We start from the raw sequence: 14,331 nt of genomic DNA, 5'->3' as shown, positions 1-14,331 counted from the left end.
TTGCTAATGACAGAGTTGGAGGTGTCGCTAAATCGGATTTATCAAAGTTTTTGGATAATGGAAGGCCTCATTGAAGAAACCGAATCCCTAATCAATAAATCCTTGCGCGACTTCGAAAAATCAGGCCCGAGAATATGCTCTTACGACCACGACTTTGGTAGTGATGAGTATTATAAATTTCGAAGTTTTGCAAGTTATAATTTTGACGAGGTTGTTGAAAATTACGCTACCTTAATGCCAAGCAGGCTTAGAGCCTCAGCATTTTTAACAATGTTTGGAATGTTTGAGTGTAATATTGAATCACTCACACAAGCGATTTTAAAATTCAACGATCAAATTTGGAGAGTTTCGGATTTTAACCAAAAGGGCTTAGAACGTTGTAACTTAATTTTAAAAAAGTTACTTCCCATCACTCATTCAGAATCAAGAAACTTGATATCTTGTATTGTTAAATTAAGAAACCTATGTGCACATAACAATCGGTATGTAAGTGATCATATTTTAAAGGATGGGAACATAAAACGGTTAATTTCAGAAAGCGGATGTATTGATACAAAAAGGTTAAATGGAGAGCATGAGTTGATTTTTAAGAGAAGCTCGCTTCACTTTATTTTAGAATGTTTCATAAACTTTCATAATGAAGTAATTAATTCTTTGAATGGCCCCGGATTTATAATGAACTATAAATTCAGACAGCTTTAAAAAATTAATTTTTAAATGGATATGCTATAAAAGGTTAGATTATGAATAATAAATTCAACCGTGCAATTGAGCACTTGATTAAATCAACTTCCAGAGGGTCATCAATGCAATTCAGGCAGTGGAAGATCTTTTTAGCATGGCTGAGTAAACAAGAAGGACATAGACTACAAAAGTTATGGGCCAGGCGGGATGTCCTGTCCACATCTGAATTATACTCTTTAGGGAAATCTATAATTAATTTGAGTGTTAACAATAAGAAATGGCTTGATGGAACTGCTAAAGAGATAAAGAAGGATACTGATAGTTCACATGGTTTGCTTACCGAAATGATAATAATCGGGTCTTTGTCAACAAGCAACGGGACAGTTTCCCCTTGTCCTAAATGATTTAAAATATACGATTATACAGTTGATTTTGAAACTGGATTTAGACATAAGGTCTCTATAAAAAATTATGACATAACCAAACATGAAAAAGACTTCAATACAAGAAGTGAAGTAATTCGGTCCACGTTCAAAAATCATCTTAAAGCTAGGAGGTTGTCTGGAAGATTAACGATTCTACTAGAGCATGATATCCTAACAGATGAACTTACAAGAGAAATATGCTTTTTCATTGCATTTCAAATGAAAGATTATGGTTTTTACCCATTTAGTAATGGAAGCGGAGGTATTGGATTCCATGAAATAACTGAGTTTGATAAGAACAGACTAGTTAGTCCTTCCGATACAATACTTATCATTGCAAAGCACCACTTCAATGAACAGAGGAATATCATCGATAAAATAGATGAAGCAAATGACAAACTCTTATCTGACCCAGACGACTCAAAATCATTAAAACAATTAGTAATTCGGTTGGGTTCGACAGCTAACATAGAATGATCAATGACCACTTGACCAACTTAGGGGCTAATTGGGAGAGATGTGGGTTTGACATGTACTTTCTGTTTCAACCTCAGGTTGTATCCAAATTGAAAAAAATAGCACAATGATCACGACATCAATTAAGAGTGGGGTCAAAGGTTTTTTTCCCTTCAACCTCAGATATTAAAAATAAGCTTGAAAATATGAAATGTCTAAAAATGGAATTTGGCATTGGTGCAATAAGCTCTGAAAGTTCACCCATGATTCTAATGATTAATGATACTCAAACAAATGTTTCGATACAATCACACTATGTATTTCAGAAAGGTGATGTATATCTCCGGGCAGAAAAAAAGGAAGCGGTTATGAAGGCAGTCTAGCTAAGATGGCTCCAGGTATTATCACACATGCTGTATTTGATAATATGACAATATCTCCAATTTGTTACTCACAAGATGATAGAGTATTAATCATATAAACGAATGTTATGTAACAACAAAAATTAATACTTATTGACAGCGATTTGTGAATAGACGACTTCCAATCTTTAGCAAAGTGCCACTTCTATCTTGCAAATATAGGTGACACTTTAAAACCGCATTGACATATTGATTTATAAGGGTAAGTTGCTCATTTTTACATGAAATACGCACTAATGAATGCGTTTAGAGTGATTCAGGAAGGCACCTAAAACCTAATAAAATAGCCCAGCCATAAGGCTCAGGCACACGTCCAGAACATAAATCCCGCAGCAGACCCTGGTTTGTTTGAGGCAAGTTCAAAGCGGTAGAATCGACCATCAGTGCTACAAAGAACTGGGTACACTAAAATTTAAGAGCAATGAATCCGGCCATTGTTAATCTAAGTGCCAGTATGATTAAAATTTACTCGCATGGATAACATCCATTATAAATACAACTAAAGTATGAGATGCATTAACTGCGAGTCTAGCTTCGGCAACTACTATCTGCGGAGGATTTTGACCACGCCCATGAGCACTCCCTATATGTGACCGGAATGCGCCAATACCGTCGATTAGTGATGAAATTCCTTTTAAAATTTTGTGCTGGTCACCCGCTAAAGTGGGATCGGAATTAAGGTCCAAGTCTGGCTGTACGACAGACCAAAGTGGTGCAACATTCAATTTTTGTGGCATAGGTAAATTGAATTTTTCTATGTAGCATTTTAATGCAGATTCAATTATAGCGCATGCGGCAGTGACTGATGCATGTGGATCGGTTTGAATATTCTCCACTGCACGAAGAAACTCATTTTCAATGGATGAATAGTCACCAGACTTTAGATAATCCTCTAACGTCTTAGAAATCGGAGTAGACCCAGACTTAGTTATAAATCCATTGAGTCTGTAGACTAATTGGTTCTTGGATAAAGCATCAATTATTCTTTTTTGTCCACTTTCGACTGTAGACCCAGCTCCTGCCCTAGAGAATGAATTTGGAGGTAAATCCATATATTTTTGGATAATTATCCCCAGTACTGAAATTGCATCTACTGAGTCATCTTCATTGCAAGCTTTAAGCCAATTGCTGCATTTTGTTTCACAGTTTCCTAGAGGCACCTCACCAGGTGCGCCCGATTCCATAAACAGTGAATTTAAAGTTGAATGGCTAAAATAATGCTCACCCAGTACTGAAGACACCGCGCCAATTACATTGTTAGGTATTTTATTATTCATTCTTTCCTACGGGATTATTCTATTGTTAATTTCAATTAATTATTATAACCGAAAAATGAGGTACGATAAATGCCTGGTTTTTTACATAACCACATTGGCAAGCTGTTCCTGATAATTAATGCTCTGGACAAGTCCGATTGTCAGGTGGGGTTTGAGTACCTGGGCAGTCATATGACCGCCCAGGATTTGTTTAGAGATAGCCGAGGTACTTCGTAACAAGAGTCAAAAGACCAGTAATCGACACGATGACCGCCGCTACATCCACTTTTATCTCAATTTTCAAATCGATATTCATCGCTTATGCTCTGATATGATCTGGGGCCCCAGACACGTAATATCTGGCGTATTTATACTGCCGCAGCCTTGGAAAGTTCGTGGTTTACATAACCGGTATTGTTCCCACGTTCCGAGTTTCCTGAAACGCTCTTTAACCCTCACCATCAGCCCTGCCAATGATAGATTTGCCCACAGGGCAGTCTCCGAACGTCTTTTCGACCCATCAGCAACTTATGCCTAAGTCACCGGAGGCATCCAGAGCCACATTTGAACATTACAAATATTCGCCACTTTCACCGGGTGAAGATGTTGAAAGGTTTTGTATTAGTTCGAAGAAGAGGTTTTGATCATGAAAAGATTGGTGGCTGGCGAGGACTCGAACCTCACATCCCCTTCCAATAGATTCAGTACCTAAACCTATTGGAAGGCCCTTCAAAATTGCTTATGAAGGGACCCAGGGAGCTCTACCAACTAAGCTAACCAGCCATTAAATGCATTCCGGATTCTATCAACCTCATCTTTATCTTGCAAGTAATTGTTGATTAATGTCTTTGTGATTGCATTGTCTTTACGAGGACCAGTAAGGTGTTTATATTTTATGCAAAGTGATTTTGCGATTTTTTCAATGTCCAACATTTTTTGGCAGATATGGTGGGCGACCTGTTGGCATACCTGAGAATACAGAATTACATCACGTATTGTTAATTCAGCTTCTTTATTAACTTCATGCTTGTATTTTTTACGCATTTAAATTAAGTCAGATTCTGAAAACATTTCTTCCCAAAGATTAGTGTTTTCTCGGCTATGTGCGTTAATATTACGAACAAGTCTAAAGTAATCCAATAATTTTAAATCAAGTTCATCTATGTAAATTGACAACTCATTATGGTTTAATTTAGGATGCGTAAATCTACCATTTATTTTGTTCACATGAGCATGGTGAATTGCTCTACGTAGTATGTCTACATTATCAATATTGAATAACCCATATTTCCATCACTATATTTTTTTTGACAAGGAAATGTAGTCTTTCAAAAATGATTCTAGGCAGCTATATATAAATGCAATGTGACTTTGTGTTACGTAGAGATGTTTTGTAAATCTCTAAATGTGCAACTTTTAGTTTTGCATTTTTATGCTTTTTAGTTACGTCTTCAATTCGATTAATGTTAATGCGGCCAGATTCATCTTTGCAAAGGAGTTCCTTTACTGCTACATCCAATCAGAATTAAATGTGGTTTTACTGTCCCTAAAAGTTTTCTGATTTTATTATCAAATTCGAATTCGTGGCTGCATATCTTCTGTCATAGGTAACGCCTCCTGTGTTGAGATTGATTTTATAAAATACACGGCAAAGATTAACTATCACTTTGATAGTCAGAGACCGTTTAAGCGAGCTGTGGCTAAAGATAAATTATTAATCGTCTGAATCCTCAGGCCATTGATCTACAACGATATCTTGCTTCACGGAACTTAAATCAATCTCTGGCTGTAAAAAAGCGACCAGTGTAACCCCATACTCACAGGCAATTTCTCAGTTTTGAGCCCGCACTGCTCCAATAATGGAAATATATGCCCATTATAGGAACGCCAGTTACACGCACCCTAAGTGGCAATATAAGATTTCCTGATTCTGTAAATCAGCTATGGAGTTGAGATTTCTGTGTATACACAGCCGATACATCTGTACCGCATTTCCAACCATCCTGCCACTCGGTATCGGATAATAGGTGATCCTCCAGCCCATTGAACGTAGCGTGTCAGATCCATCCCAGGTGAATCTGAACGGCGCAGTTTATGATTGGCTAACTCACCAGAGCTTGCCAGCCAGATATACTCCACCTTGCTGTAAAGCCGTGCTGATGGCCCTTTCAGTTTCCCTTGTTCCTGTAACCAGATTATGTCAGGCGCCAGAGATTTCGCGGAAAAACCTTGCGTTTTCTGAGCTGTTGAAAGCCACTACATTATCAACATGTGTGTTTGAAGAGACGTGAGAGATCTTCCCTCTTTCCGTGCAAGCTTTACCGCTACGATGATGCGCCAGGGGCGGAGATGAGCTAGTTCAGTATCAGGGCGCTTAGTAGTTAGCTCAGTCAATACTTTCTCCACGACTGTTAAGGAAAATTTTAAGGCCGGAGATTATCATGAAATTGGTTGTTGGCGAACCGGCGAAATGAGGTCAAGTTTCAGGTTCGGAGTCGGTAGGGATGAGGTGTATGAAGCCAAACCGGCGCGTCTTCATCATTGCTCGCCTGGGTATTTATAACCCAAAATCTATTTTTGGTTGTTTGACGTGGCCATGATGTTCGGATTATCCAGTTGCCTGAGCTGTAAGATGTCCCCGGTTGAGCAGGTCTCGGGACAGCGGTTGATCCTGCGGGGAATTTTGCAGTTGCCGGATTAATTTCAGAGTTGACACTTTCGTTTAAGGACTTTGATATAGAGAACACAGCCGTTTTAAGCTCACTAACAGGTCAGGTATTTGCCCTTCTTCTCATCAGTCCATTCATGTTCCTGAAGCGTCTGAAGCTCAGATACTCCCCTGTACCAACCTGAGGATGAGGTGGCATTGGGCAAACTGTTGGCTTGCAGGCTTTGATCGCCAGTCCGCCGACAACTCCTCTGCAAATTTGGCGTTAGGGTAAAGATGGCGAGTTTGTCTACCAACTGATTACCGTATTGCAATGGCCAATACGGTGAAAGAGTGCTCAGTTCGTTCAGACGGGAAGTTAATTGTTTGGCGTAGGTATCGCCACTGGATTCAAGCCACGTCGGAGCGTCCTGGCGTAGCTGATGGACCGCCGGAAGAGGCATGCTGGTGGGTAAAGCTGCGCAGAGAGTTGTTCAACGCATCTTCTCCGGGGTGGCTGAATACTATTGGCGTGAAAATATAGGTGACTATGCCCAAGTCCGGCAGCTGTTAAAATACCGCCGAAATAAGCCACTAATGGAGTGACCCTTGAGGCTGATTTTCTGATTACTTCAACTTCAACTGCTGGTTCAGAATTCACCACATATACCCAGCGCTGACTATTCTGCCTTTCTGCCTTAACCGGTAGTGCTACGTCAGTTAGATTGCTATCCGTCTGGCTTGACGTGACATCACTATTTTCCAGCCTGATAATTGTGTTTTGCAGCATCTGACGAAGCAGCTCAAAACCACTTGCTCTGTGCAGTTCGAGCCGTTGCAAGGCTTCACCAGTTGAGCTCAAAAGCCTTATTCCCTGGTTCAGGCCTAAATAGCTGTTCGCGGAATCGTCAATCACTGAAAGGGAACTCCAGCGCCCGGATTGCGCGATCTGATCATTCGCCAAACCAACCAAAACCACCAACCGGACTGAGCGATGCCGATCATAGCACCAATACCCCGTGGCGAACGACGCCTGATGCAGAAAGCTATTCATAAAACGCGCGATAAAAATCATGCCGCAGACTCACGGCCATGCTGATGCTTCATCGGGGTGAACGGGTCAGCGATGTTGCCAGAACTCTCTGTTGTGCCCGTTCATCCGTTGGTCGCTGGATTAACTGGTTCGCCTGCGGTTATTCAAGGCCTGAAATCCTTACCCGCAGGGCGCTCCCGACGCTGGCCTTTTGAACATATCTGCACCCTGTTACGTGAGCTGATAAAGCATTCTCCCGGCGATTTTGGTTATCAACGTTCACGCTGGAGCACCGAATTACTGGCAATAAAAATCAATGAGATAACCGGTTGCCAGTTACATGCAGGAACCGTTCGCCGCTGGTTGCCATCTGCGGGGCTTGTATGGCGCAGGGCCGCGCGACTCTGCACGTACATCGTACCCACATAAAGATGAAAAGATGGCGGTAATCCACAAAGCGCTCAATGAGATCCGAACGCGGGGCACCCAGGATCTATGAAGATGAAGTGGATATTCACCTTAATCCTCAAAATCGGTGCGGACTGGCAGTTGCGCGGACAGCAGAAACGGGTAGTGACGCCGGGGCAGCAAAAATGCTATCTGGCCGGCGCACTGCACAGTGGCACCGGTAAAGTCAGCTACGTCAGTAACAGCAAAAGTTAGCGCTGTTTATCGCTCTGCTGAAGCACCTGAAAGCCACTTACCGGCGGGCGAAAACAATCACGCTGATCGTTGATAACTACATTATCCATAAAAGCCGCGAGAAACACAGCGCTGGTTGAAAGCAATTGCAAGTTCAGGGTAATTTACAGCCGGTTTACGCCATCGTGAGAATCATGTGGAACGGCTATGGCAGGCACTTCATGACACGATAACCCGCCATCATCAGTGTCACTCAGATGGCAGTTACTGAAAAAGGTCCGCCATTTTATGGAAACCGCCAGCCAGTTCCCCGGAGGAAAACATGGTCAGGCAAAAGTGTAGCGGTATTAGGCGCAGCTATTTAGTAAATCCGCCCTATGGAGGGATAAAGTCCGGAACAGCTGCTGAAGACGCTTACTCAGGCTGCTGAGTATTTCTATTCTGGCATGTGCAGAAGCGGGCCACATTGCTGACCATTGATAGCGTATCAGGGCATCCAGAATCGCCATACCTTCATTGAAACCCTGTATACCTGCCTGTTGTGCCCTTGCCAAGGTATACCACGCCGCCGTCTGAAGCTCGACCCCATTGATATCGAAAAGGTTTAACGCCAGTTTTTCAACATTCCCCCAGTTCACATCCGGACGGGCAGGATGGGTGAGTTTAGCTAGTTCTTCACGTAATGATGAATAATCAGGCATTGAGCGCGGATCGTTTCCAGTCTTAAGATGGCGTTCGGTAGTGTAGGACATTGTGAAATCCGTATCGAATGAGGGTATGAGTTGATTAGATAAATTGATGGTTTTCCAGATGCTGCTGTTGTTTCAAGTGCCTGATCATCACTTTTCCCTCTGGCATAAACTCGGTCCCATACCGTACAAGTCCAATACCTCTCAGTTCCGCATCGATGGCGTAACGCAACTCACCTGGTACTTGCTGTTCAAGTAGGGTCACATTGAGTGACTGCAAACGAGGTTCATACTTGAGCAGGACACCGGCCAGCATTTCGATCAGCTCGTGGGCTGTCCCGGGCATGCCTTGCAGAATTTTGGTCATATCCGGCAAACCATAATCTGGTAGATGGGATACGGTACCGGCCCGGGCGTTCAAAATTCGCTGGATGTTATCCAGTACAGATAAAATGACCGGGTCTTCTTCGTTTACAACTTCAAGGGGAAGATCTCCTGTAAAGTTGCCAGTAAGAATTTCATATAATGAAGGTGATTTTCGGTCCATATTGATTTTTTTCCACACTCTATGCTGGTAATGGATAAGGCAAATCAATTTCGGGTGCGTCTGGTAACCAACGGCCTGATTTTTTCATTAAATACCCCAAAATCTCATCATTAGTTAAATTGACGTCAGACATTGAATCAATTTTGAACCAGTATTCAGGATAGTAGAATAGGTCTGAGGCACGTGGCTCTGAGAAATTCAACTCTATCAGGCTAAGAGCATAACCTTGTATCCTCGATGTCTTCAACGATGACTTTGGCATCGCGAAGCGGGTGTGAAGCCTGGAGATCATCGCCCGGATCGGTCATCTCGGTCACCAGACCTTTCACCCAGGTATTGAGCTCCAGCTCAAGCAGGCGACGGTCTTTGGTGGTACCGATATTTTCACGCTGGATGAGCTTCAGGTAGTGCGCGATACGTGACAACAGGAAGATGTATGGCAGACGGGAATTGATGCGGCTGTTGGCGGTCGCATCCGCAGTGTCGTACAACGCAGGCTTCTGGGCGGAGTTTGCGCTAAAGAAACAGGAATAATCTCTGTTTTTATAATAGCTTAGCGGAATGAATCCCAGATTCGAGAATTCAAACTCACGGGTTTCCGGTATCATCACTTCGGACGGGATTTTTACCTGATTACCGGTACCGAGGTCGTACAGATGGATAGGCAGATCCTGAACTGCACCGCCAGCCTGAGGGCCACGAATCTGGACGCACCAGCCATTATTGATAAAACTTTTCACCATATTGGCAGCAAAGGCAAAGGATGCATTCGTCCATAAATACTTCTCGTGATCAGGTCCCTTCACTTCCTCCACATAATTGAAACTGCGCACCGGGACGGTATCCGGACCATACGGCAAACGGCCCAACACACGTGGCATAGTCAGCCCAATGTAGCGGGAGTCCTCAGAGTCACGGAACGCTTTCCATTTGATATATTCAGCTCTGTCAAAATAGTTACCGATGTCTTTGATGGCCGCGACTTCTTCCATGCTGGATTTATGGAAGAATTTTGGTCCTACAGAACCAATAAACGGCATATGAGCGGCAGCTGAAACTTTTGATATATTACGGAGTAACGCTACATCCTGAGCGGAGGAATCGAACTCATACGACGAAATGATTGCGGCAATGGGCTCTCCGCCCGGTTGATCGTATTCCATCGAATAAGTATGGTGATAAAGACCGCTCTGGATAATCTCCGGAGCGTCTTCAAAATCCTGACGCAGATCGTCTTTAGAAACATCAAGTATTTCTATTTTTACATTCTGGCGGAAATCTGTGCGATCAACCGTGTGCTTAAGCCCGCGCCAGAGTGATTCTACGCGTTGAAACTCCGGGTGGTGCATAACTTCATCGAGCTGGCGACTGATTTGATAATCAAGCTCTGCGATATGCGAATCAAGCAATGATTTATCAAGCTTCTCAACTTTTTGGCCTGATTTTGAAATAACCTGCATAAAAACCTGAATGGCTGCGGTCACTCGCTCATCTGCCGAGGCATCGGCCATGACGCTGTCGTCTTGATATTCAGTAATGTCACCCAGGCGAGAAACTGGATTCAGATTAATTTTTTCAAACAGCGAGGCATACACGCTGTCTGGGTTATTCTCAAGTACAGTAGTGTTCCCCTGCACCGATTGTGTTTCAGTATTCACAGACATCAGCATCCTCTCTGTTAATCCATTAAAAAAACATTTTGCTGTTATTCGGCGGGTGCAAGGGCATTCAGCTCTTGTCTTAATTCTTCGCTCAGAGCCGGGTCTTTCAGTATGGTTTCAAGAGATCTGCGGAACTCGGCGTTATCCAGGAGGTTAGACTTTAGGTCTCTAAGGAGATTGCGCATGGCTAACATGGCACGAAGTTGAGGAATTTGCTTTGCTATTGCTTCAGGCTCGAAATCTTTCATTTCAGAAAAGCTGAGTTTGATATTTTCTTCAGAACCATCACCTCTCAGGGTGTTAGCAACATCAATGCTGACCTCTGGGTTAAGCTCGGACAGAACGCTATTAAAGTTGTTTTTGGAAATATTTAACTTACTGCGTTCAGAAAGCGGGAGGGTTTCTTTGCCGTTACTGAAGTCTCCCAACGCGAGAAGTTTTAAGGGCAACTCGACTTTCTTTTGGGCGGAACCCGTGTGCAGGTCAAGCTGGATGTTGACACGTGCTTTTGGCACTTCATTCTGGAAGCTGGAATCTGCCATATCATTCCCTTTGTTGGACAGTGGTGATAGTTACCACAAGGTATCTTTACAAAGCGATGATAGAACATATTGCTCACATAGATCAACTTTGCAGATCAAAGATCTGCAATTGGAATTTTATTAAGAGTTTTCCTCTGTTTTGTAACAGGGTGCACCTCTAGGAATTGGGGAAAAAGTGATCTTGACCCGCCATTTCCGGACAGCTTTTGTATCTTAAGTTAACGATGCCCGCTGCCGCCGGTATTCTCTCGGAGAGTGATATCCCAGCGCACTATGCGGGTGATTTTCATTGTAATGCGTGAACGCCGCTGCAAGGTTTCGCAGGGCTGTTCTCACATCCGGTTTCGGCATGAACGCGATATAGTCTTCCTTCATCGTCTTCACGAACCGTTCGGCCATGCCATTGCTCTGCGGGCTGCTCACCGCTGTTGTACATGGCTCCAGATTCAGCTCTTTGGCGAACCTCCGCGTTTCATGCGCGGTATATGCTGAACCGTTGTCCGTCAGCCACTGCACCGCTGTGTCGGGCAGCCTGTCGCCGAAGCGCTTTTCCACCGACCTCAGCATCACATCCTGCACGGTCGAACTGTCATAGCCTCCCGTGCTTGCTGCCCAGTCTATGGCCTCACGGTCGCAGCAGTCCAGCGCGAACGTTACCCGCAGTTTTTCGCCGTTGTCGCAGCCGAACTCGAAGCCATCTGAACACCAGCGCATATCGCTTTCTGCCACCGCTATCTTGCCCTTATGTTCACGCTTCGGTCGCTCTGGTTTGTGATGCAACAACAACAGGTTATGCTCGCTCATTATCCTGTAAAGCCGTTTGGCATTCACAGGTGGCTGTCCCTCTGTGCGACGTTGCTTGCGCAGGATGCCCCACACGCGTCGATAACCATAACTCGGCATATCGCTGATAATGTTGAGGATAGCCGACAGTATTTCTGCGTCTGCTTCTTCATTACGCCGGTTACAGCGCCTGTCCTGCCAGTCGGCAGAACGGTTAATCCGCAGTGACAGTTGCGCACGCGACACGCCCATGGTCCGGCTGACCATGGCTATTCCCCGTCCTTTGGCAACAAGGGCGCGTGCGCTATCCATTTTCGCGACTGACCGTACTCCACGGCTTCTTTCAGGATCTCAACTTCCATCGTCTTCTTGCCCAGAAGGCGCTGAAGCTCCCGGACCTGCTTCAGAGCAGCAGTAAGCTCAGAAGCAGGAACGACTTCCTCTCCAGCCGCAACGGCGGTGAGGCTGCCTTCCTGATATTGCTTCTTCCACTTAAACAGCAGGCTGGGCTGGATACCATGCAGGCGGGCGACATGGGAGACATTCATACCCGGCTCCATCGTCTGCTGGATAATGGCGATCTTCTCCTGAGGAGTTTTACGTTTACGGACTTCTTGCCCTAACAGGATCCCGGTCATCTCAAAATTGGTGTTAGTGTTAGACATATATTCAAGCCTATCTCTTATCTGGAGATACAGCTACTGTCTGGTGTTTCAGGGGGCTACATCAGAATTGGGGAAAAAGTTGTTTTGTTAACTGCTTATGTCGTCATTTGCAGGGCTATTAACTATAAGTAACTGTCCTGATGGTTGAATGTTGCATATGTGATCTTTTATTGACTTAGATCAATGCAATTGGTGTGGTCCCCACCTGGTGCGGATGTGTGCATTTGTACTGATAACTAACTGTAACAGTTACATTTTTTGTTACATGTCGGTGTGATGAAAAGTCCGAAAACTGACTTATAGGAAAAACATTTTAAGTAATGGAGTGGGCTTTATTTTAAAGATAATTAAGTGTTAAGAGTTGTCTGTCTAACTACCCATGGGTTTTGGCGAACAAAATCACGTACTCCACTTATACATGCGCTTGAGATGATGTCAAAATTCGGGTGATTTGATGAGACCATATTCCCGGTATTATCAAGAAGCATAATAGTACCCAAAGACCGAACCAGTTGATATTCATTAAACTTATGCTTTAGCATAGTTTGTAATCTATAAATTGTTTCACCTGAACTGTTACCTTCTATACCTACAACGGAAACAGTGCAGTTAAGTTCCGCACTATCAGATTGATTGTCGTACCAGAAATTATCGTTATAATTGGTTTTCTTTGCTAAGTCGAGTTTACCAGGCCATTTTACCCAAGCAGAAGAATTATTTTTTGACCGGAAGATTTGCTTCAACTGTTCTATTGGTGCGATCTGTTCAACAGACCATGAAGAATTAAATTCGTTAAGCAATAACTCTGGATCAATAACAGCAATAAAATCAAATTCCTCTTTAGTAATAGAGCTAGCTCGATCTTTAAGATAAAAAAGGCCCAGTTTATAACCCTTGTCACTTTTCCAGTTTGCCCCTACAGGCTGATAGTCTGTATTTATAAATGGCTTAAATGTGTGTGTATCAGGAGAAAAAATCACTGATGGTGCCAGAGTTCGCCCTCGGTTTCGGATTGGACTTACATAAATTTTTTCTCCATCACTTAACATTTCTATGATTGCTTTTGTCACAACTACTGAAATAGAAGGAACACATTTAGTTTGATTTTCGTGCCCGACATGCGACAACCTTCCATCCTCACTCTTCAGTACCTTTGCAAGGCAAGTCGGGCAATACTGTTGGTCTCTATCATGAACAGGCATAGCAAGACGACCGGAATCGTTAAGTACCAACTGAAGTAACGGATGATCCTCTTTCATCATGGTCATTTCTTCTCTTTCACCTTTCTGGGCTTTTCGTTTAACTGTCTCCATTGCCATGGAGGGACAGGGTTGGGGTCTGCCCATAACCCCTTTGCATCCTTGCGTGCTGCGGATTCATACTTGAGGTAGCTCGGGACAATGGCGTTATCTTCGAACCGATATACCCACGCATATCCGCTGTCCACCATAGAAGCGTTAATGTCATAACCATCTAACCAAATGGTCCCTAACATTCGGCCATAGATATCTACACCATGGTCGTTCACGGTAATGATTTTGGTTGCAATAGCTGTGGTTAAGGCCTGCTTTGCTTTTTGCCCAAAAGCTTGTTTGGATTCAGGAGCGTCTATACCATACATCCGTATTTTGATGGTTGTATTTTGAGCATCCAGCGCAGTTATGGTGTCACCGTCAACAATCTTAACCACCTTTGCCTCAAATGTTGTTGAGTTCCCCCAGGACGCCGCAGGGAATACAACGATCATGATTGGCAAAAGTAACTTTTTTAGATAACCCATCATTTCACCTGAATTTGTTGAGTGCAGACATGTATACACAAGGCAATTCACAGGCACTATTTTAACAAGTCATAAATTCCTGGACGGGCTAAAAACATA

13 protein-coding genes, 1 tRNA gene and 2 pseudogenes are annotated in these 14,331 nt (G+C 43.5%); 4 read left to right on the top strand and 12 right to left on the bottom strand.

All coding sequences use genetic code 11. From position 1 onward, the window contains the following. Positions 1-6: 6 nt before the first annotated feature. From ACQG19_RS26330 to ACQG19_RS26320, 3 genes are all read left to right on the top strand, one after another. Complete coding sequence (locus tag ACQG19_RS26330) at positions 7-702, top strand: hypothetical protein (RefSeq protein WP_426726009.1); 696 nt, start codon at positions 7-9, stop codon at positions 700-702. Positions 703-743: 41 nt separating this feature from the next. After that, positions 744-1,088 (top strand): hypothetical protein, encoded by a 345-nt coding sequence (locus ACQG19_RS26325; protein WP_426726008.1) that lies wholly within the window; start codon positions 744-746, stop codon positions 1,086-1,088. Positions 1,089-1,241: 153 nt separating this feature from the next. Beyond that, entirely contained in the window at positions 1,242-1,586 is a 345-nt protein-coding gene (locus ACQG19_RS26320; RefSeq protein WP_426726007.1) for a hypothetical protein, read from the top strand. Between the two features lie 859 nt (positions 1,587-2,445). Here the strand turns inward: ACQG19_RS26320 and ACQG19_RS26315 are convergent. The 5 genes from ACQG19_RS26315 to ACQG19_RS26295 form a co-directional block, all read right to left on the bottom strand. Continuing rightward, positions 2,446-3,264, bottom strand: a complete 819-nt coding sequence (locus ACQG19_RS26315; RefSeq protein ID WP_008786707.1) for an abortive infection family protein — start codon at positions 3,262-3,264, stop codon at positions 2,446-2,448. A gap of 635 nt (positions 3,265-3,899) precedes the next feature. Further along, positions 3,900-4,026: transfer RNA gene (locus ACQG19_RS26310), tRNA-OTHER, on the bottom strand. Next, positions 4,012-4,287: a hypothetical protein gene (locus ACQG19_RS26305; RefSeq protein WP_426726006.1), complete on the bottom strand. Its 276-nt coding sequence runs from the start codon at positions 4,285-4,287 to the stop codon at positions 4,012-4,014. Before ACQG19_RS26305 ends, ACQG19_RS26310 begins: the two co-directional genes overlap by 15 nt. 1,719 nt (positions 4,288-6,006) lie before the next feature. Then, on the bottom strand, positions 6,007-6,354 hold the full coding sequence (locus ACQG19_RS26300; RefSeq protein ID WP_426726005.1) for a VasL domain-containing protein: 348 nt from the start codon (positions 6,352-6,354) through the stop codon (positions 6,007-6,009). Next, positions 6,270-6,965 carry a hypothetical protein gene (locus ACQG19_RS26295; protein WP_426726010.1) on the bottom strand — a complete coding sequence of 232 codons (696 nt, stop codon included), beginning with the start codon at positions 6,963-6,965 and terminating at the stop codon, positions 6,270-6,272. Before ACQG19_RS26295 ends, ACQG19_RS26300 begins: the two co-directional genes overlap by 85 nt. On the opposite strand from ACQG19_RS26295, the pseudogene ACQG19_RS26290 reads away from it, so the two are divergent. After that, positions 6,885-7,907: pseudogene (locus ACQG19_RS26290) on the top strand (IS630 family transposase). The gene ACQG19_RS26295 and the pseudogene ACQG19_RS26290 overlap by 81 nt on opposite strands. 23 nt (positions 7,908-7,930) lie before the next feature. Here ACQG19_RS26290 and ACQG19_RS26285 read toward each other — a convergent pair. The 7 genes and pseudogenes from ACQG19_RS26285 to ACQG19_RS26255 form a co-directional block, all read right to left on the bottom strand. Continuing rightward, positions 7,931-8,317: pseudogene (locus ACQG19_RS26285) on the bottom strand (type VI secretion system ImpA family N-terminal domain-containing protein); the annotation flags it as partial. Positions 8,318-8,351: 34 nt separating this feature from the next. Beyond that, on the bottom strand, positions 8,352-8,801 hold the full coding sequence (gene tssE, locus ACQG19_RS26280; protein ID WP_008786711.1) for a type VI secretion system baseplate subunit TssE: 450 nt from the start codon (positions 8,799-8,801) through the stop codon (positions 8,352-8,354). A 212-nt stretch (positions 8,802-9,013) separates the two neighbouring features. Continuing rightward, on the bottom strand, positions 9,014-10,471 hold the full coding sequence (tssC, locus tag ACQG19_RS26275) for a type VI secretion system contractile sheath large subunit (protein WP_008786712.1): 1,458 nt from the start codon (positions 10,469-10,471) through the stop codon (positions 9,014-9,016). Between the two features lie 35 nt (positions 10,472-10,506). Then, positions 10,507-11,004: a type VI secretion system contractile sheath small subunit gene (gene tssB / locus ACQG19_RS26270; protein ID WP_047748139.1), complete on the bottom strand. Its 498-nt coding sequence runs from the start codon at positions 11,002-11,004 to the stop codon at positions 10,507-10,509. A gap of 213 nt (positions 11,005-11,217) precedes the next feature. Further along, a protein-coding gene (locus tag ACQG19_RS26265) for an IS3 family transposase (protein ID WP_087776199.1) occupies positions 11,218-12,425 on the bottom strand; the annotation gives its coding sequence in 2 pieces (ribosomal slippage) (positions 11,218-12,104 and positions 12,104-12,425; 1,209 coding nt in all). Positions 12,426-12,799: 374 nt separating this feature from the next. Beyond that, a complete protein-coding gene (locus ACQG19_RS26260; RefSeq protein ID WP_058687698.1) occupies positions 12,800-13,714 on the bottom strand; it encodes a hypothetical protein in 915 nt (304 codons plus the stop codon). Between the two features lie 2 nt (positions 13,715-13,716). Beyond that, positions 13,717-14,232, bottom strand: coding sequence for a thermonuclease family protein (locus ACQG19_RS26255; protein ID WP_058687699.1), 516 nt, complete (start codon positions 14,230-14,232; stop codon positions 13,717-13,719). Positions 14,233-14,331: the final 99 nt, after the last annotated feature.

The sequence above is a fragment of the Enterobacter cloacae complex sp. 277I4 genome, assembly GCF_050031465.1.
Classification (GTDB): domain Bacteria; phylum Pseudomonadota; class Gammaproteobacteria; order Enterobacterales; family Enterobacteriaceae; genus Enterobacter; species Enterobacter cloacae.
This window is presented reverse-complemented; position numbering and strand designations above follow the sequence as displayed.